Annotated in this window: 14 protein-coding genes; 12 read left to right on the forward strand and 2 right to left on the reverse strand. The window is 42.4% G+C overall.

What is annotated here, in order from left to right; all coding sequences use genetic code 11:
• Positions 1 to 104: 104 nt before the first annotated feature.
• From M3180_RS18590 to M3180_RS18625, 8 genes are all read left to right on the forward strand, one after another.
• Positions 105 to 3,425, forward strand: a complete 3,321-nt coding sequence (locus M3180_RS18590) for a phospholipid carrier-dependent glycosyltransferase (RefSeq protein ID WP_251670268.1) — start codon at positions 105 to 107, stop codon at positions 3,423 to 3,425.
• Between the two features lie 24 nt (positions 3,426 to 3,449).
• Positions 3,450 to 4,430, forward strand: a complete 981-nt coding sequence (locus M3180_RS18595) for a glycosyltransferase family 2 protein (protein ID WP_432806955.1) — start codon at positions 3,450 to 3,452, stop codon at positions 4,428 to 4,430.
• Positions 4,427 to 4,855, forward strand: a complete 429-nt coding sequence (locus M3180_RS18600; RefSeq protein WP_251670271.1) for a GtrA family protein — start codon at positions 4,427 to 4,429, stop codon at positions 4,853 to 4,855. Before M3180_RS18595 ends, M3180_RS18600 begins: the two co-directional genes overlap by 4 nt.
• 120 nt (positions 4,856 to 4,975) lie before the next feature.
• Positions 4,976 to 5,200, forward strand: a complete 225-nt coding sequence (locus M3180_RS18605; RefSeq protein ID WP_251670273.1) for a helix-turn-helix domain-containing protein — start codon at positions 4,976 to 4,978, stop codon at positions 5,198 to 5,200.
• 242 nt (positions 5,201 to 5,442) lie between these two features.
• Entirely contained in the window at positions 5,443 to 7,200 is a 1,758-nt protein-coding gene (locus M3180_RS18610; RefSeq protein ID WP_251670275.1) for a sensor histidine kinase, read from the forward strand.
• Between the two features lie 231 nt (positions 7,201 to 7,431).
• Positions 7,432 to 8,988 carry a hypothetical protein gene (locus M3180_RS18615; protein ID WP_251670277.1) on the forward strand — a complete coding sequence of 519 codons (1,557 nt, stop codon included), beginning with the start codon at positions 7,432 to 7,434 and terminating at the stop codon, positions 8,986 to 8,988.
• A complete protein-coding gene (locus tag M3180_RS18620; RefSeq protein ID WP_251670279.1) occupies positions 8,988 to 11,891 on the forward strand; it encodes a DEAD/DEAH box helicase in 2,904 nt (967 codons plus the stop codon). Before M3180_RS18615 ends, M3180_RS18620 begins: the two co-directional genes overlap by 1 nt.
• 7 nt (positions 11,892 to 11,898) lie before the next feature.
• Positions 11,899 to 12,117, forward strand: coding sequence for a hypothetical protein (locus M3180_RS18625; RefSeq protein ID WP_251670281.1), 219 nt, complete (start codon positions 11,899 to 11,901; stop codon positions 12,115 to 12,117).
• 68 nt (positions 12,118 to 12,185) lie between these two features.
• Here the strand turns inward: M3180_RS18625 and M3180_RS18630 are convergent, their stop codons facing one another.
• Positions 12,186 to 13,325 (reverse strand): YfbR-like 5'-deoxynucleotidase, encoded by a 1,140-nt coding sequence (locus tag M3180_RS18630; RefSeq protein ID WP_251670283.1) that lies wholly within the window; start codon positions 13,323 to 13,325, stop codon positions 12,186 to 12,188.
• 235 nt (positions 13,326 to 13,560) lie between these two features.
• Between M3180_RS18630 and pnpS the strand changes: the two genes are divergently transcribed.
• Complete coding sequence (pnpS, locus tag M3180_RS18635) at positions 13,561 to 15,339, forward strand: two-component system histidine kinase PnpS (RefSeq protein WP_251670285.1); 1,779 nt, start codon at positions 13,561 to 13,563, stop codon at positions 15,337 to 15,339.
• Between the two features lie 73 nt (positions 15,340 to 15,412).
• Complete coding sequence (locus M3180_RS18640) at positions 15,413 to 16,135, forward strand: response regulator transcription factor (RefSeq protein ID WP_251670287.1); 723 nt, start codon at positions 15,413 to 15,415, stop codon at positions 16,133 to 16,135.
• 70 nt (positions 16,136 to 16,205) lie between these two features.
• On the opposite strand, the gene M3180_RS18645 is transcribed toward M3180_RS18640, so the two are convergent.
• A complete protein-coding gene (locus M3180_RS18645; RefSeq protein ID WP_251670288.1) occupies positions 16,206 to 17,075 on the reverse strand; it encodes an AraC family transcriptional regulator in 870 nt (289 codons plus the stop codon).
• A 179-nt stretch (positions 17,076 to 17,254) separates the two neighbouring features.
• On the opposite strand from M3180_RS18645, the gene M3180_RS18650 reads away from it, so the two are divergent.
• Complete coding sequence (locus M3180_RS18650; protein WP_251670290.1) at positions 17,255 to 18,469, forward strand: methyl-accepting chemotaxis protein; 1,215 nt, start codon at positions 17,255 to 17,257, stop codon at positions 18,467 to 18,469.
• A 143-nt stretch (positions 18,470 to 18,612) separates the two neighbouring features.
• On the forward strand, positions 18,613 to 19,638 hold the full coding sequence (locus M3180_RS18655; protein WP_349774495.1) for a PstS family phosphate ABC transporter substrate-binding protein: 1,026 nt from the start codon (positions 18,613 to 18,615) through the stop codon (positions 19,636 to 19,638).
• Positions 19,639 to 19,744: the final 106 nt, after the last annotated feature.

Consider the following 19,744-nt stretch of genomic DNA (forward strand, 5'->3'; position numbering starts at 1 on the left):
GAATGGAAATAAACGGTTGCTGCGCCTTTATATTTTCTTAGTTGATAACAATATATGGTATATTATTATTGTTTAACAAGTACATGCGAAAAGGAGTCATATTCATGAAGCCATCATTCCTTGCTTTGCTGCGCTACAGGCCCACCAAAATGATAGCAGCCTCAATTCTCGTTCTTATGAGTTTATGGATTGCATTGCCTGTCTTTGCACAGGAATCCGAAGCGGAGCTGCATGTTTCGATCCTCGTTCCGTTAATGGTCATTGGACTTTACTCTTTGTTTATAGTAACCGTTCATCACATGCTATTCAGAGATCAACAGCTGGTTGACCAAGCATGGCTAATGAAACGAAGAATGCTATTAAGCGGAGCATTAATACTTGGATTACTGATAAGGCTATTATTAGCAGCGTTCAATGAAGGCTACGTGAACGATTTGAACTTGTTTCATTATTGGGGTAACTATGCCTTTAATGAAGGATTACTTAATCTTTACCATGGTGATTTCTTTCTTGATTATCCTCCTGGCTATCTGTACGTGTTATATATTGTTGCTGCAGTGCAGAAGCTGTTCGGAATAACATATGGCAGTGCAGCATTTCTTATCCTGTACAAGCTTCCAACGATCATTGTTGATCTGTGTGCATCCTACTATATATACAAGCAAGCAAATAAAAAGCTTTCGTTCCCAGTCTCGTTCGGATTAATGATGATTTATCTGTTCAACCCTGTCGTATTACTTGATGGCGCCGTATGGGGACAGGTAGATTCTATTTTCACTTTTCTTATTATCATTAGTGTTGGTCTCTATACAGATGGGAGACTAGGTAAAGCATCCGTCATCTTTGCTCTTGCAGCGTTAACTAAGCCGCAAGCCTTTATTTTTATGCCAATTGTGCTGCTCGTTCTACTCTATAAAAAGCGCTGGAAAGCGGTAATAACGTGTGCTGCATGGGGCTTTGGTACGTTTTTGTTGCTTTCATTGCCTCTATTTCTTAAGGGCGGAGGACTATGGCAGCTTATAGACCTCTATCGCGGTACATTATCGTCCTATGCCTACGCCACTTTGAATGCATTCAATACATACATGCTGTTTAACCTTAATTGGGTCTCAACTGAGCATATAGCAGCTGGTGCTACGCTTGGATTCTATGGAATGATTGCTATTTTTGCTGCGGTTGCCTACGCTGCATTTATCGGAATTCGCAGTAAAGCAAAATCATCCTCATTGTACTTTATAGCTGCAGCTTTACTTATTATCGTCTTTATGTTTGTAACCAAAATGCATGAGCGTTATATGTTTGCAGCAATCGCTCTGCTCGTTATGGCCTTTATACAGAGTGAGGATCGACGACTACTCTACTTAAGCTATGGCTTTACATTTACGAACACATTGAATTTATATGTCGTACTTGAAGCCAGCAAGACGACAACCTTTATTCCATATGACGGAGTCGCAATTCTATGCTCTGTCGCAAATCTTGTAATGACTTTCGTGCTGCTCTATGTTGGTTATGATCTCTATGTGAAGGAGCGGGTGTTCAAGCTATTCGTACGTCATGAGCGAGAGCATCATCAGCATGCTCTGGAGCGTGTGCTTTCAGCTAGCTCTACAGATTCGCAGCAGAAGGATCGTGCTTGGTATAATATCGGTATGACTCGTAAGGATTGGATTATCGTGGCAAGTGTGACGGCTGTTTACACGATAATATCGTTGATTAACCTTGGTAGCATCAACGGACCGAAAACAGTGTGGCAGCCGGCGACCATTGAAGATACTATCGTGTTTGACCTTGGAGAATCCAAGCAGCTTCAGCGAGTGATCTCCTTCGGCGGTGTGGGGGATGGCGAATATCGATATTCTTTTTCAAACGACGGGGTAAGCTGGACCGACGAGCAAACCTTAATACATGATCATGTTGCTGTGTTTTTGTGGAAAGAAGCGGATGTACAGGTTGCTGCACGCTATGTAAAGCTTCAGCCTGTTAAGCTTGGTTTTAGTTTACATGAAATGGGCTTTTTCGAGGTAGGCTCGCAAACCCCGCTGCCTGTACAAGTATCAACAGTATATGAGCCTCAAGGTGCAGCCCGCGGAGCGGCAAGCCATCTGATTGATGAGCAAAGCATTGTGCCTTTCCATCATACGTATAGTGTTGGCAGCTATTTTGATGAGATTTATCATGCCAGAACGGCATACGAGCATTTGGAAGGCATACAAGCCTATGAAAGCACGCATCCACCGCTTGGGAAAATATTGATTTCTTTAGGTATACAGTTATTTGGTTTAAGTCCTTTTGGCTGGCGAATCGTTGGTGCGATATGTGGTGCGCTTATGCTTCCGATCATTTATCTAATGGCTAAAGCGATTCTGCGAAGAAGCGGGTATGCCGTGGGGGCAATGCTACTGTATGCCGTAGACTTCATGCATTTTACGCAGACGCGTATTGCTACGATTGATGTGTATGCTGTACTGTTCATTATGCTTATGTTTTACTTCATGCAACGCTATGCGAGCATGAATTTTTACAGAGATAGGCTACGTAAAACCTTTATTCCACTCGGCTTAGCGGGATTGTTTTTTGGTTTCGGTATCGCCTCCAAATGGATCGTGTTCTATGGGGGGGCAGGCCTTGCAGTGATGCTGGCTATCACGCTGCTCCAGCGCTACTTCGAGTATCGAAGTGCCGGTGTGCTGCTTCATGGGCAGAACAGGGACAGCATAGAAGAGAACGTGATCGCTCGTGCACAAGCGATACGTGCTAGATTTTTTCCGTACACGATCTCTACGATAGCGATCTGTTTGCTATTTTATATCGCAATACCGCTTAGTATCTACGCTTTGGCGAATATTCCCGTGCTTAAACCAATGGAGAGTGGCTACACGCTGAAAGCGTTAATTGATTATCAAGTAAATATGTACAATTACCATAGCAATCTTGTTTCGTCACATCCATTCTCCTCAACCTGGTGGGAGTGGCCATTTATGAAGCGGCCGGTGTGGTATTACCTTGATTCCGCGCCTATGGAAGGAATGCGCTCTACCATTGCAGCATTTGGTAATCCACTTATTTGGTGGTCAGGCTTGTTTACAATGCTGGCTACGACTGTAATAAGTATTAGAAGGAAGGATCAAGGTGCTATCATGCTAGTTATTGCGTACTTCTCGCAATATGTACCATGGATGCTCGTACCGCGTGAAACTTTCCTGTATCATTATTTTGCTATGGTTCCGTTCATGATTGTTAGCATCATGTATGTATTTAAGCTGCTTGAGGAGAAATTTAAATGGAGCCGAAATGTGCGTTTAGGATATATTACTGCAGCTGTCGTGCTGTTTGCTATGTTTTATCCTGTGCTTTCAGGAATGCCAGCTTCAGAGGACTATATTGTTCACGTGCTGCGCTGGTTCCCTTCATGGTTATTTTAGAACAAACTTGAGCGAAGGAGTCTAATGATGTCACATGCGTTTATTAGTGTAATCGTACCGATGTACAATGAAGAGGAAGTAATCGGAACGACATTTAAACGGCTAAAAGAGGTAATGGATTCAACAGGTGATCGCTATGAGCTGATCTTTGTAAACGATGGTAGCAAGGATCGTTCGGCAGACATGATTCGAGAACTGTCTCGTAAGCATAAGGAAATTGTGCTCATCGACTTTTCACGTAATTTTGGTCATCAAATCGCCATTACTGCAGGGATGGATTATGCCCAGGGCGATGCAATAATTATCATTGATGCTGATTTGCAGGATCCACCAGAGATTATGCTGGACATGATTGCCAAATGGCGTGAGGGCTACGAGGTTGTATACGGTAAACGAATAAAACGCAAGGGAGAAACTTGGTTCAAAAAGACGACGGCTATGCTGTTTTATCGCACGCTGCGCGCGTTAACAAGTGTAGATATCCCAAGCGATACAGGTGATTTCCGCTTAATAGATCGGAAGGTTTGCGATGTACTGAAGGGGCTTAAAGAGAAAAATCGTTTTGTGCGAGGTCTGATTAGCTGGATTGGGTTTAAGCAGACGAGTGTAGAATTTGTTCGCGAGGAGCGCTACGCAGGTGTTACAAAGTATCCGCTTAAGCGTATGCTAAAATTCGCGCTTGATGCGATTACATCGTTTTCGTACAAGCCTTTGCGGATCGCTAGCTATATTGGATTTACGATTTCATTTGTCAGCTTTATATACTTGCTTATCGTCCTGTATCAGCGTCTCTTTACCGAATCAACAACTGCGGGCTGGGCAAGTATTGTTGCGATAAACCTGCTGTTTAATGGGATCATCCTCATTTTGCTTGGTGTGATCGGAGAATATATCGGTCGAATTTACGACGAAACAAAAAATCGTCCACTTTATATTGTGCGTGAAGCGGTAGGCCAGCAGCTAGACAGTGAGCATCATGCTCGTAAATCAGAGGATGAACGATGACTGAACAAGGTATGGTAAATGAGAAAGCTCAAACAAAACCGAATAAAGCGATTCGGCAATTTTTATCGTTCAGTATCATCGGTGTGCTGAATACAGCAGTAGACATTGCCGTATACTGGCTGCTGCTGCAGCTTTCTGTAGTGTATGTGCTGGCGAACATTGCTGCCTATGCTGCCGGGATGCTGAACAGCTTTATATGGAATCGAGCGATTACTTTTCGAACAAAACAGCGAGAAAAGCATGCTTTTGATGTAATCCTACGCTTTGTGCTGTGGAATCTGTTGTCTTTGCTGCTCTCAAGCTTGCTCATTACGCTGCTCATTGAAGGTCTACAGTGGCATGAGCTGTCGAGTAAGCTTGTCGCGACTGCATGCATTGTAGTGTTTCAGTTCATCGGAACGAAAAAATGGGTGTTTCGTCAGTAATTTGTCTAGCCTATTTTTTCTATATAGGTAACAATCCCCTTCAATGAGACATATTATATGTTGACTGTATCCCTTGACCTTGGTATACCATAACACCCTGGCAAGGAGGGCTGAAACACATTGAGGGACAACGACCATAAAAGCAAGTTTCTATTAACTCATCGTGAGCGCGAAGTATTTGAGTTGCTCGTGCAGGATAAAACTACAAGAGATATTGCCCAGCAGCTCTTCATTAGTGAGAAAACTGTACGAAACCACATCTCAAATGTGATGCAAAAGTTGAATGTGAAAGGTCGTTCGCAAGCAGTTGTAGAGTTAATTAAGTTGGGAGAGCTGAAGATTTAGTCGCTCTTGCCAGATTCTCTAACTCCTATCATTTGCCATGTGAATGCAAGGCTTGAGAGTTAATTAGCACATTCTTGTGCTAATTAAGCTCTCATTTTTTGTGCTGTTTTGAATATATGCTTGTCATATTAGTAGTTTTTGAGCCATAATACGAAGATAGTAACAATTTATCAGACCACATAACTAGGAATATGGTATTATGTTCTTTACGGGTTTAATTGCTATATACAGAAGGAGACACAATGCGTAGAAATATATGGTTAATTGCAATTAGCAGCATCGTCCTACTCGTCGTTGTTAACAATGTAGTATTTTTCTATATTACTCGTTACCTGCTGCAACAAGAGCTTGATCAGCAATTAATTTCTTTAAGTGCACAAGTTAGACAGGCTGCAGAGCAGAGACGGGTAGGACTTGACTTATTCGAGGAGCAGATCAGTCGAGAGCTGCGTGCGGCATCTATTGCAGCAAAGTACGCGCTGGATGAAGATGTTGAAAACATTACGGCTGAGCAGCTTGAAGCACTCGCTAAGGAACTGGACTTATCACATATTACACTATTAAAAAAGCTGGAAAACAACGACATTGTCTTATATCAATCATCTGATCCGAAGCAAATTAATAAAAGCACAGCATCGTGGGATCCTTGGCATCGTATTTTTCATGAATTATTCGAAATGAAAACGATTGATGAAGAATGGCTTGGAACGTCATTGCCGAATTTCTGGTCTGGTCCCTACGAGGTTTCATCCACGGATTACACGAATATTTACAAATGGGGCTACTTTTATGATGGTACAACCAATTACATGATAGACCCTTATATAGATTACACAGCAGTCAATACGTATAATGAGCTAACTGGCCTCGACCGATTGTTTGAGGATCTCGTACAATCCAATGAATCACTCTTGGAAATTAGTATAGTCAATCCGCTCACATTCCCAAATGATCAAGTGACCATTGAAGAGGATGGGAGTGAACGAAAGCATATTGTACAGCGACCTGTGCTATATGGCAGCTATAATTATAAATCTAAGCATGATGAGCTGGATGTAAAAAAAGCGTTTAATAGTGGAGAACGGATTACACGTACAGAGAGAACTGCTAAAGCCTACACCTACAAGATGTTTATTCCTGTATCAGTTGAAGAAGAGCGTCTAGCAATGGTGGATGAGGAAGGACAGCCTATGGAAGGCTACGTTCTTGTTATCACTTCAAGCTACGAGCATATCGCTGAAAGCTTGAGAGAAAGTGTCGTTCGTGTTGCTTTAATGACGATATTGATTACATCCATTATGCTTCCTGCTGTTATTCTTGTCATGAATTACTTTAAAAATTTACGAGAAGAGGCAGTAAAAGTTGCTCAGGATACCTACATTGAAGAAATTAATGCATTGTTTCAATCGATACGTTCTCAGCGGCATGATTTTATTAATCAAGTACAAACGATTCACTCACTTATTAAGCTGAAGCATTATGACGAAGTAGAGAACTATGCGGCAGAGATTGCCGGTGAAATTCATTTTATTAATGATTATATTAATATTGGCAATCCAGCAGTAGCAGCTCTTATTCGATCCAAGCTATCTCAGGCTGAGGCTTATCATATTGAATTTACGCACGATGTAAAGGCGGTTAAGCTGACGGAGCTGGCGGGACAAGCGTTAGATATTAATCGTATTCTCGGTAATCTGATTGATAATGCCTTTGATGAGGTGTTGAAATACGAAGAGAGCGATCGGAAAGTCTCGCTTTATGGACGGGAAGAGCAGCATACATTGCACCTGAAAATTAGCAACTATTGTGAAAACGCAAAAGAAAAAATAAATCTACCGCTATTCAAAAGCGGCTTCAGCACAAAGCTTGGAGAGCATCATGGCCTAGGCTTGTCTATTATCGAAAGTATTGTGAAGCAGTATAAGGGCGATATTCAAATGAGTGCACCTGACGATGAGACGATCGTGTTTGAAGTTAGAATTCCGCTGAAAACGAACTAATTGAATGAACGAGCACAGGTTTTTATTCTATAACCTGTGCTCGTTTTTTTATGAGCCTGCATATAGTATCCAGTATCACACCAATAGCATCTTAGTAGTGAAATTAATCACAATAGTATTTAATCAAGCAGAAAAATAAAAACATTCCCGAAATATTATAGTAGCCCCGTTTTTTTGATATAATAGATAGAATGGAGAGATATGAAGTGGGGTGACTCAAGAGGCGTGCAAATGTATAATCAGCTGTTAACTGCCTTTGATGAGCTATGTCAGGAGGGGCGATTTGCCGCTAACGTGAAACGTGCGTGGCAGTTGTTCCAAGCTGAAGCCGTGCAAAAAATAACGGTTTACTCAAAAAATATGATTAATGGAATTGTAAAAGATATAGAACTGCATGCTGTCGTCATTGATTCAGAAAACATTCGCTACAGCAGCTGTACCTGTCATCATAGTGAGTTTTGTGAGCACATTGGAGCTTTGTTTTTTCAATACTGTAAAGGTCTTGAGAATGGGAAAGTGTTAGCTGAGCAGGCTTATTTTCAATTGCTCGGTGTTACAAGAGCGTCTAAGTTCATTAAACCATCTGATTCGGAGCTGCTGATCAACCAGAATACGAACCCAGCTGAGCTGTTTCGGCTTATGCACGAGCAGTATGGAGATGACTGGAAAAAGTGCAAGCATTCATTCCATCCCTTATCTCAAACGCTAACGTCGATTAAAGGATTAGCTAAGGATAGTCCCTTTGAGGTTCAACAATTGCATTGGTGCGCGTCTACCTTGTATGTATTGTACCTAGGAGAACGGGCTTTGCAGGCTTCAGACAGCTTTAGTCGTTATTACCATGAAATGACCTTTAAGCGAATTGCAGAGCCATGGATTTCCAATTTAAATGACCTTCTGACTGAGATTAAAAGCAGCGAGCTTCAAACCTTTCAGCTTGCATGGGTAAAACAGCTGCTTGCCTTCGTATATGAATGTGCGGCGAAGTCTGAAAAGCCGACAATTGAGTGGGATTATATACACTATCATTTAATAAGCTTGCTTGCCGGCAATGCTGATCAAGAGCATGAATTTATAACATTATTCATTCGTAGACTTGATGCAGAACTGGGGCCATATATGCGTAATATGCTATACGGTTCACTTGCAGCGCTCAAGCTGTATGCTGGCGAGGATAAAGAAGCGATCAGCTATATAGAGCAATGTCAGTTTGAGAAAGTGCAGAGACTTATTTATCCGTATGTTGAAAGCAAAATGCTGGAGCAGCGATGGGATAAGGTGCAGCTGTGGATGGATATGCTGCTTCAACATTTCACTAATGGGAATCATCTGCGCTCGGTTGGACCATTTCTAGCACTTTGCCGAAAAGCGAGCCAGCTGCAGCCTGAAGATGATCGATGGCAAGCCATCATGCTGATGCTGCTGCCACATTCCTATTCAGCGCTTGCTGAGCATTATGCCGCTCATGGTAAGTATGAGGCTTGGGCTGATCTACAGATGTACATGGGAAGGAAGCCAGAGGATTTTAAGGGCAATGAGCTGCAGAGCATTGAGAAGCATGCCCCAGAGGTCGTACTACCCATGTACCATCAAGCAGTAGAAGCAGCTATTCATACGAGAAACAGACAGGGATATCGAACGGCTGCTCGACATATGAAAAAGCTTCAAGCGCTTTATGAGCAATTAGGTAAGCAGATGACCTGGGACCGGTACTTTGAAGCTATGCAGTTAAAGTACAGTCGGTTGAGAGCATTTCAAGAGGAGCTATTGAAAGGAAAGCTAATGTAATGACAATAAGCAGTGGACTACAGTCTTTATCGATTGATGGGATATGGAGTACAAATGAAGAGGGTTATGGTGTCGTCTTACGAGTAGATGGCTGGCGCGAAGCTCCTTATGGACAGCTTAGAAGCTATTTATTCGGCTGGGATGCCCGTACATGGTATGGGACGGACATCGATGAGAGCAAGCTGAATGGAAGAACAATTTTAAGGCTTAGCCCTCTACAAGCATTGGAATTTTTAGCTGCACCAGGCTCATTGCGAATGGTTAAGCTCCGCCACAGTGAGCGTTTGCAGCTATTGAAAAATATGTCACACCTATTGATTGAGTGCTTGGAGCATGGAAGATTTGAGCCAGATGCTTCTACTTGGAGCGCGGAGAAGCCAGGCTGGAGAGCAGTATTTACGCCAGATCAACAGCAAAGCTGGGAGCAATGTCTTGAGTCGGCGAAAGCTTATGGCTTCGAGGGAGTCAATCAGTGGTTTAGTTTAGTCATCAATGAATTAATTGAAGTTCAGACTAATGTTAAGCAAAGTTGGAATGCTCTGCTCCATGAGGTTGGTGATGGCATGCTGCTAACGAAGGTTGTAGATGAGGAGGAATGGCTTACTGCAATCGGCTATAAGGAGGATACCCTTCCTTATAAGCTTGCCATTGCATTGCATGAACCGCTTGGCAGGTCAGGAAGCTGGATGCTTCGAACCTCAATCTATGATGCGGATAGCGAGCAGTGGTATACCCTCACCTATAATAAGCTTGAACAACGCTGGCTAATGGAGCAGGCAGACGGAGTCATCATTGGTGTGCCAAGCCATTGGAAGGATACACTTGGAGATAAGCTGCAGCGTGAGAGGCTTAGATATGCCGAGGTTATGGGAGAGCAGCCACTAGTAGATGAGTACGGTGTCCTTCAGCAGCCAATGACTGAACAAGAGGCATGGACATTTCTAGAAACATCGAGCCAACAGCTTCTAGCAGCCGGCTGCAAGGTTATATTACCTGCATGGTGGGAAGGCATACGCAGCCGACGATTGAAGATAAAGGGGAAAGTTCGCCACTCCGTTGGTTCCGCAGCGGAGCCAATGTTCGGACTTGATCAAATCGTACAATTCGATTGGCGATTTGCGCTTGGTGATGCTGAATTAAGCGAAGAGGACTTTCTTAATATTGCGGCCAGTAACCGTCAGCTTATTCATATTGCTGACCAATGGGTTTATTTAAGCACAGAGGATCTTGCTCAAGTTAAAAAATGGCTAAAGCAGGTACATCGAAAGAAGGGTTTAACGTTCAGCGATGTGCTTCAAATGCATCTGAGGGGCGAGCATGCAGACTGGCTTGATGAGGATGCAGAATTTGAGCTGGAAACCGAGATTGAGCTCAATGATCATCTGAAGAGATGGCTATCGCAGCTGCAAAATGTTAGTGAAATTCCTCTCATGGAAACGCCATCGTTGTTTTTAGGTGAGTTAAGGCCTTATCAGCAGCAAGGCTCATCCTGGCTATTGTTTTTACGTAGCTACGGTCTTGGAGCAGTGCTTGCTGATGATATGGGCTTGGGGAAGACGATACAGTATATGGCCTATCTAGCATCAATAAAAGAAAAGGGCCAGGCAATGGATACACCTTCTCTGCTTATCTGTCCAACCTCAGTCATCGGGAATTGGGAGAGAGAGCTAGAGCGCTTTGCACCTCATCTGAATGTTGTATTGCATTATGGATCAAAAAGGCCGAAGGCGGAGCAATTTTTTGATTCGATAAGGGGCGCAGACCTTGTTATTACCTCGTATGCATTAGCACAAATCGACAGTGAAGAATTACAGCAAATCAGCTGGGATTCGTTGTGCTTAGATGAAGCGCAAAACATAAAAAATGCGTACACTAAGCAGGCGATCGCTATTCGTAAGCTTCATGCCAAGCATCGCATTGCTTTAACAGGAACGCCGATGGAGAATAGACTAACTGAGCTGTGGTCTATTTATGACTTTATTAACCCTGGCTATCTCGGCAGTTTATATCAATTCCGCAAATCGGTTATTGCACCCATTGAGCGTGATAAGGATGCGAAAAAAATCGAAGCGCTCCAGCGCTGGGTTAAGCCGTTCATGCTAAGAAGGGTGAAGAAGGATCCGAACATCTCACTATCATTGCCTGAGAAGCAGGAGAGCAAGAGCTTTATTCCGTTAACGAAAGAGCAGGTTTCATTATATGAGGGCATCGTTAGTGATCTGCTGAATAGGCTGGAGAAAGAAGGGCCGATGCAGCGTAGAGGATTAATTCTTGGTTCATTAACGAAGCTGAAGCAGCTCTGTGACCATCCAGCGCTTGTATTACAGAAGCAATCGAAGCGACAATGGGAGATTACGCGATCTAGTAAACTAGAGCGACTTGTCGAGATTGTTGACCATATATACGAGCAGGAGGAGCGCTGTCTAATTTTTACACAATACATTGAGATGGGCGAGCAGATTCAAAAGATATTATCTCAGCGGTACGAGCTAGAGGTGCCTTATTTACATGGAGCGGTGCCGAAGCAAAAGCGTGACGATATGATTGCCGCTTTTCAAAATGAGGATCTCCCTCATGTTGCCTTTGTACTAAGTCTTAAAGCAGGCGGAACGGGCTTAAACCTTACTGCAGCCAATCATGTGATACACTTTGATCGCTGGTGGAATCCTGCTGTAGAAAATCAAGCGACGGATCGTGCATTTCGGATTGGTCAGAAAAGACAAGTGCAGGTGCATAAATTTATAACAATAGGTACGCTTGAAGAAAAAATTGACGAAATGATCGAAGGAAAGCAGCAGCTTAACGATCAAATTGTACAGCAGTCAGATCAATGGATAACCGAGTTGAGCACAGATGAGCTAAAGGATTTGTTTACGCTAAGGAACAATTGGCTGAAGGAGTGACGTACGCGTGAAGAAGCAGGAGGAACATGCAGCGAATCATATCGCGGAAGCCTTGAAGGAAATAGAGCAAGCGAATACTGCAACGAGTGAAGAGATCAGTTCAGTGCCCATGCAGGTCGATGCTGATCAGGAGGAAGCTCCGCCAAAGACTGGAAGCAAGCAATGGAAAGCATTCTATCAGAGGGTTTCCGAATATGCAAAGGAATTGCGCGAGAGTAGAAAGTAAATGTATGAACAAGGGGGGGACAGAAGCTAGAATGGCTTTTGTCCCCTTTACTGCTTTAATACTAACGATTACCGCATCACGTGATCAAAGGTCAAATCATGCAATATATAGGCAAGGAAGAAAATGACCGATGGGTTCTCATAGCGATGTTGAATATGGGTAAGCTGCTGCTCGTATTTGGACGCGTAATGAGGATTGTTACGTATCTCAAGATTGCTTTTAATGAGTGCATCGATTTTATCTGCGATGTCAACGAGTAGTCCCTCGTAGGTGTCGTCCTTCGCATAGACTAAAAAGTCCATCATATCCTCGATCATAAAGCTAGGCAGCTCATTGACCATATCTCTTGCAACTTGAGCCTCGAACTGTGCGAAGGCTTCCTTCACATCGACAGAGGAGTGCTTAATTGGCGATGCAACATCTCCGCTTACACCTTCGACGACATCATGCATGATCGATTTGCCGAGCAAACTGTATAAATTGATATCCTCGATCTTATATTTTTCTTTTTCCAGATGAGCATGAAACAATGCAATAGCTGCTACACGGAAGCTATGCGTTGCATCGTTATCAGGGATGAGATTAAAGCTGCCACCCCAGCGCTCGATCATATCAAGATTAAGTATATAATCTAAAAATTGGGCGACACCTTGATCCTGCTCCATGGCATGTAACAGCCAGCGGATCGAATCATAGCTGCTCGATAATAGCTGCGTTCTCAGCTCTTCGTAGCGGGCTGTAAAATACCCTCCTTGCTGCAGCTCGCTTTCGCGCTTGCAAAACAGCATCGCATCAAAGGAATCAATGTCACGAACTAGTCCTCCAGTATAGCTCGCATCTTCGGCTTGGACGATATACTGTGTAAAGGAATATTGTAGTGATTTTGATAAATGACTGACAAGCTGCTGATTGACCTCACTCTCAAGTCTCTGGATATGCGCAATCAGCGTCTTCTCTTTTTTTGTTACATATTTAATAGACCCTGTAACTGTCTCGTTCAGATCATGAAGTAAAGCTTTACCTATTAATTCCGCAGGAGATATTGCTTTCATTAACAAACGTTGCTCAATAATGCTGATGAGAACGGCAATTGCAGCGCAACGGAAGCTGTGACTGGCTGCATTGTCCTGGTGTCTTGGTGAATATTCCTGCCAACGTCGAACATATTGCATCTGGAAAATAGATTTGTAATAATGACTATTGTTCATAATACACCTCATCCTTATCATCTGAACAAACGATACATATGTATTTATGATATTATACAGTTAATTGTAAGGAACAACTAGTGGATTCAAGGGATTGCGAGCCTACTTCACTAGCGCGCAGTAGGCCATTCATGAAAAAAAGTTTACAAAACTTTTACAATCGGAAGCTAGTCAAAGCGATCTGACGAGAGTACGATGAATAAGGACATGATCGAATGACAAAGGAGGTCGCGTAGTGTTAAGCTTTCGTGCGAGATTGACGACGATTATTATTTCTATGGTCGCATTATCTGTTATCGCTTCAGGTTTATTGATGCTTAAAACATTTAAGGAAAACCATATTAATGTACTAGAAGATACACTGGAACGTGAAATGAGATTGATTGCCGCGCAGATGGAATGGATTAGCGGAAGTGATGAACTCCTTATTGATTTTTATACGCCACATGTACAACAGCTGAAGGAGCTGATGGAAACACGAGTTACCCTTATCAAGGGTGACGGCACCGTCATAGCAGATTCAGATTATAATCCACGCGATATGGACAACCATGGCCATCGTGAGGAAATAATCGGTGCGATTGAAAATGGAATTGGAAAATCAACACGCTCGAGTGACACTCTACAACAAAGCATGCTGTACGTTGCTATTCCAGTGACGAATACGGTTAGTAATGAAAACTACGTGCTGCGGCTCGCAATCAGCCTGCAGGAGGTTGAGCAATCGATAAGCAGCTTAACAGTCGTACTCGTTGCAGGCTTAATTATTTTATTTGTAGTAGCAGCTCTAATAAGCTATCGTATAGCGCTTGGTTTGACAAGACCGCTTGAGAAAATTACACAGGTTGCAAAACGAATTAAAAATATGGACTATCGTGCCCGTGTTGATGTGCAAAAGAATGATGAGATCGGTGAGCTAGGACATGCGATCAATGCAATGGCAGAGAGTCTTCAGATTCAAATGACCCGCATTCGTCAGAATGAAAATCATCTGCAAAGCGTGCTTAGCAATATGATTAACGGCATTGTCATGATGGATGCAAGCGGCTCGATTCTCATCATGAATGAACGTGCTGAGCAGATTCTAGGGATTTCTGCAGCCAAGCTCATAGGTAGACATTATCGTGAAATGAAACAGCAATTTGAGCTGTCCCAGCTCATAATAGAAGGCTTTGAAACGAAAAGTCATATTCATGAGGAGATTACATTCTATTACCCAGAGGAACGACTGCTGGAGCTGAATATTGTTCCAATCTATCAAGGCAGCAGCTCTGATCTCGGAGGGGTACTGCTTGTATTGCAAGACGTATCGGCCATTCGCCGATTAGAGCGAATGAGAAGTGAGTTTGTCGCTAACGTTTCTCATGAACTAAAAACACCGATTGCAGCAGTAAAAGGCTTCGCTGAAACATTGCTGGGCGGTGCTGTTAAGGATGAAGAAACGACTAAGGCGTTTCTTGGAATTATTTACGATGAGAGTGAACGTCTAAATCGTCTGATTGGTGATATATTGGAGCTGTCTAAAATTGAATCTCGTCGTGCTCCGCTTATATTATCTCCTGTAGATATTAAGCAATTTATGACTAATACGATTGCCATCCTTGAGGTTAGTGCAGATCAAAAGCAAATCGAAGTAAATCTTTATTCTCCTGAGGAGCTTTATATGGAGGGGGATGAGGATCGATTAAGACAAATTTTCGTTAACCTGCTGAGTAATGCAATATCCTACACACCAGAAGGCGGGAAAATTTTCGTTAACATATCACTTACTGAGCAAGAGAAGGTACAAATTACGATTAAAGATACGGGTATTGGTATTCCAGAGAAAGATCTTCCACGTATCTTTGAGCGATTCTACCGTGTGGATAAGGCACGTTCCAGAGGTTCAGGCGGGACGGGACTAGGTCTATCGATCGTTAAGCATTTAGTTGAGATGCATAAAGGGACGATCACTGTGGAGAGTGCAGTTGGAGAAGGGACAACCTTTACACTAGAGCTTCCGTTAATGCATTAATTGTTTTACATTTTTTTAATATTAGTGTTACACTATGCTTAATTGAATTATTGTTTCGTATGGAGGTCAAGCAATGTCGAATAAAATACTGGTCATTGAGGATGAGCCGACACTTTCAAGGTTATTATCTTACAATTTGACACAAGAGGGATATGACACTACTGTCATCGAGCATGGTGGTGAGGGGCTGCAGACAGCGCTGCAGAACAAGTTTGATCTCATTATTCTAGATATTATGCTGCCTGGCATGAACGGGTTTGAAATTCTTAATCGCCTTCACCAGAATGGAGTGAGAACGCCTGTCATTATTCTTACGGCTCGCAATGCAGAGGAAGAAGTAGTACAAGGTTTGAAGCATGGAGCTGATGATTATATAACAAAACCTTTCGGTGTAGCAGAATTGCTTGCCCGTGTATCAGCAGTTCTTCGTCGCACTCAAAATGAGGATCCCAAACCACTACTTTCTGATGAGAAGGTGATTCAGGCTGGTGAGCTGTCTATTTATCCTGAGAAGTATGAAGTGAGTGTTAAAGGACAGCCCATTTCCTTGCGTCCGAAGGAGTTCGAAGTACTGCTATATCTTGTTCAGAGACCAGGTATGGTCATTAGTCGTGATGACCTCATGAATGTCGTATGGGGCTTTGACTATATCGGAGGCCAGCGCACCGTTGATGTCCATGTAAGCTCTCTTCGGAAAAAGCTGGAGCTTGAACAGCAGTCCGTACGTATTGAATCGATTCGAGGCGTCGGCTACAAGCTCGTAATGCCAAAAAAACTCGTAAGCCCTAACACATAGGACTTGCGAGTTTTTACATTTTAAAGATGCTATAGAATAGTTGAGCTTCATATCGTGCATCCACCACAATCTACTCCTCAGATTTCCAAAGCAGCATTTTCTTTTGGTATTGCTTTGGAGAGCAATCGTTATACTTTTTGAACATTTTGTAAAAGTGGGCCATATTGGGCATGCCAATTTTTTCTCCCACCTCCATTATACTTAAATCCTTCGTTAACAAAAGGCGTTCAGCCCGTTTTATTTTACGATAGTTTACATATTCAGTAAAAGATAGTCCGATTGTTTTTTTGAAAAACTTGACGAAATAATAATAGCTCATATTGGCAATGCGGCATACTTCCTCTACTTGAATACGATCATCGAGATGCTGCTCGACATGGTCGAGTACAGGCTTGAGCCTAATTTTATCGAAGGGCTCCTGCTCGGCTATAATGTTTTTGCTGTCATTACGAAGCAGCATTAATAGAATTTGCTTGATTAATATACTTACTGCGATTTCATAGCCTATATTTTTCGTTGTTGCTTCTTCTAGAATACTTCGAATATAGCGTGCGATTTCAGCCTTTATGTGCGGATGCTCATTAAAGATATAATTGGCTTTACTTAAAGGAGCATGAGTATCAGAAAAGTAACGCATATAAGAGATTGAGCTCTGATCGAAGAAATGCTCCAGATCAAATTGCACAACAATATATTCTAGCGCTTCAGAACAATAATCACGATGAAGCTCTGAAGCCCCTAAAATGACGACATCGTCCTTGCAAAGCTGCAATGATTCATCTTCCATATACAAATCTAGCTTGCCGTTAAGTATAAGCAGCAGTTCAAGCTGTTTATGGTAATGCCATTCTGTGCGAGTGTTCTGCTCTCGATGTGTTTGAAAAATACGGACACTCAGCAAAGGATTGTCATACGGGACGATTTCGTGAGTTGCCTCCATAGAGCCTTCCTCCCTTCACTCTTATTATAGAGCGGATATACAACAATATAAAGCTGTCCTATGACAAAGATATCGTTTATGTAGACGAAATTTAATATTAACTTTACAAAGCATTGCATGTTAGCTAATGCTTATCTCCTATAGTAGGTCTTAAGATACAGTGATAGGAGATGATCTTAATGCAGGCATTACATGAAAAAGAGAAGATGCAGCATGAATCATTCACATCCAAGACAACCCAGATTAAGCATAAAGAGATGAATGAAAGTGTGTATTCTAATGAAGAAAAGGAGGCAGAGTTCCTTCTTCAAACATTCGAACAAACTGATGACATACTTATTCAATCGGTAACGAGTGTTCCCTTTATTTCACCGAACTTGAATTGTGAGCGAGCACTTGAGCTGTTCAGAGAGCAGCCTGAGCATGAATGCATCGTCATCGTCGATGAAGGCCAACAGCCAATTGGACTTGTTATGCGTAACGCTTTATTCATTAAGCTAAGCTTGCCATTAGTTAGAGAGCTGTATAGTCAACGACCAATAATAAAGCTAACCGATACTAACCCCTTAATTGTGGATGTACATACAGAGCTTTATGACGTTGTTAAGCAAGCTTTAGGCCGTACAGGCACACACCTGTATGATTGCGTCATCGTCTGTGATGGCAAGCGTGTAAAAGGTGTGCTAACGATGTCTGACTTATTGAAGCTATCAACAGCGCTGCAAAATCAATCGAAGGAAGCGCAATATCATCTGATCTCTTCCTCCAAGCGTACGATTAAACGAATTGTAGAAGAAGTAGAACAGGTCCATGCTGCTGTTCAAGTAAGTGAGCATAAATCTGAGACAATGGTCGACATGACGTTAGAAGGGAAAAATATGCTGCAAAAGCTTACTGACACAGTGGCCATCATAAGCAGCAATGCTAAGCAGCAGCAAACACAGATGGAACAACTGCAGTTGAGTGCCACAACGATTCAAAACGTGACAAAGCTGGTGCAGGAAATGAGTGAGCAAAGCAATTTGCTTGCCATTAATGCCTCGATCGAGGCAGCTCGCGCTGGAGCGCACGGAAGGTCCTTCGGTGTCGTAGCGACGGAGATGATGAATCTTGCCTCACAAACAAAACGCTATGCTGTACAAATCAAAGAGGCTATCGAGCAAATTGTTACAGCCATACATGACACAAAGCACTTAACGGAGCGAGGGGCTATTTTTAGTATACAAAGTGATGAAATGATTACTAATGCGGAATCCATCTTTCAAGATCTCTTTAAGATGGTTGCTCAAAACAAACAGGAACTGCAGCATATCGACCAACAGGCTCAACTGGCCAATGAACAGGCACAAGCAACGATGAATGAGCTTAATAAGCTTTCAGAGCTTCACAAGTAATATTTATGTAAACACAACCTTTAAACAAATAAAATTATTTTACACAGTGTTTACATTATAAAAATATGAGATTAACAAACAATGATTACTATAAACATGTAAGACAAATAAGAGAATAAACAAATAGGGAAATGAAAAGAGGAGTGGTTATTTTGAAGAGCAAAACAATTAAGGGGTTCGCAACACTAGTTATGGCTGCAGTACTCGTATTTACAGCAGCATGTGGCAACAATAACAATAAGGAAGCAAATCAACCAAGTAACTCTAATGCACCTGCAGCAACAAACAGTGCAAATGCACCAACTGAGTCTACTGAGCCAGAAGTTAAGCTTAGCGGTGAAATCAAAATCGATGGATCCTCAACAGTATTCCCTGTAACAGAAGCCGTTGCTGAAGAGTTCAGAAAAGTACATCCTGACGTACGTGTTCCAGTCGGAGTTTCTGGCACAGGCGGCGGTATGAAGCAATTTACAGCTGGTGAAATTCCAATTGCCAACGCTTCTCGTCCAATGAAGGATTCTGAAGCAGAAGCTGCAAAAGCAGCAGGCATTGAATTTACCCAAATCGATGTAGCTTATGATGGTCTATCTGTAGTTGTGAGCCAACAAAATGACTTTATCGATCATCTGACAGTTGAAGAGCTTACAAAAATCTTCTCTGTTGAAGGCAATGCAGTAAACTGGTCTGACATTCGTGCAGAATGGCCTTCAGAGCCAATCGTAATCTTCAGCCCAGGTGCTGACTCAGGTACTTATGATTACTTCGCAGAAGTAGTTCTTGAAGATGCAAACATGAAAACAGAGGGTGTTACATTCTCTGAGGATGATAATACGCTTGTAACAGGCGTTGCTGGTACACCGAATGGTATTGGTTACTTCGGTTATGCATACTACGAGGAAAACCAAGATACATTAAAAGCTGTTCCAATCGATGGCGGTAATGGTGCAGTAGCTCCAACGTTTGACACAATTAAAGATGGTTCTTACACCCCACTTTCTCGTGAGCTTTACTTCTACGTTAACAACGCAGAAATGGCTCGCCCAGAAGTAGCAGAATTCGTTAAGTTCTACATTGAAAATGCTAGTGAGCTTGCTGGCGAGGTTGGATATGTAGGTATGCCGCAAGAAGCATACGACGAGCAACTAGCTAAAATCGACGCTCTTAAATAAATGAATCATAGTGTTTAGTCAGTAAAAGAGAAAAATGTGGTGTCTCTCGGCATCACTTTTTTTTCTCCTAATATGTTAAAGAATTGTAAACAATAGGGGAGGCAAA

Source organism: Paenibacillus camelliae (assembly GCF_023715345.1).
GTDB classification, from domain to species: Bacteria; Bacillota; Bacilli; order Paenibacillales; family Paenibacillaceae; genus Pristimantibacillus; species Pristimantibacillus camelliae.

Bases quoted from the DNA above. Each gene is read 5' to 3' on its own strand.
- M3180_RS18630 (WP_251670283.1), bottom strand. From the start codon at position 13,325: ATGAACAATAGTCATTATTACAAATCTATTTTCCAGATGCAATATGTT.
- M3180_RS18620 (WP_251670279.1), top strand. From the start codon at position 8,988: ATGACAATAAGCAGTGGACTACAGTCTTTATCGATTGATGGGATATGG.
- M3180_RS18650 (WP_251670290.1), top strand. From the start codon at position 17,255: ATGCAGGCATTACATGAAAAAGAGAAGATGCAGCATGAATCATTCACA.
- M3180_RS18590 (WP_251670268.1), top strand. From the start codon at position 105: ATGAAGCCATCATTCCTTGCTTTGCTGCGCTACAGGCCCACCAAAATG.
- M3180_RS18595 (WP_432806955.1), top strand. From the start codon at position 3,450: ATGATGTCACATGCGTTTATTAGTGTAATCGTACCGATGTACAATGAA.
- M3180_RS18600 (WP_251670271.1), top strand. From the start codon at position 4,427: ATGACTGAACAAGGTATGGTAAATGAGAAAGCTCAAACAAAACCGAAT.
- M3180_RS18615 (WP_251670277.1), top strand. From the start codon at position 7,432: ATGTATAATCAGCTGTTAACTGCCTTTGATGAGCTATGTCAGGAGGGG.
- M3180_RS18610 (WP_251670275.1), top strand. From the start codon at position 5,443: ATGCGTAGAAATATATGGTTAATTGCAATTAGCAGCATCGTCCTACTC.
- M3180_RS18645 (WP_251670288.1), bottom strand. From the start codon at position 17,075: ATGGAGGCAACTCACGAAATCGTCCCGTATGACAATCCTTTGCTGAGT.
- M3180_RS18640 (WP_251670287.1), top strand. From the start codon at position 15,413: ATGTCGAATAAAATACTGGTCATTGAGGATGAGCCGACACTTTCAAGG.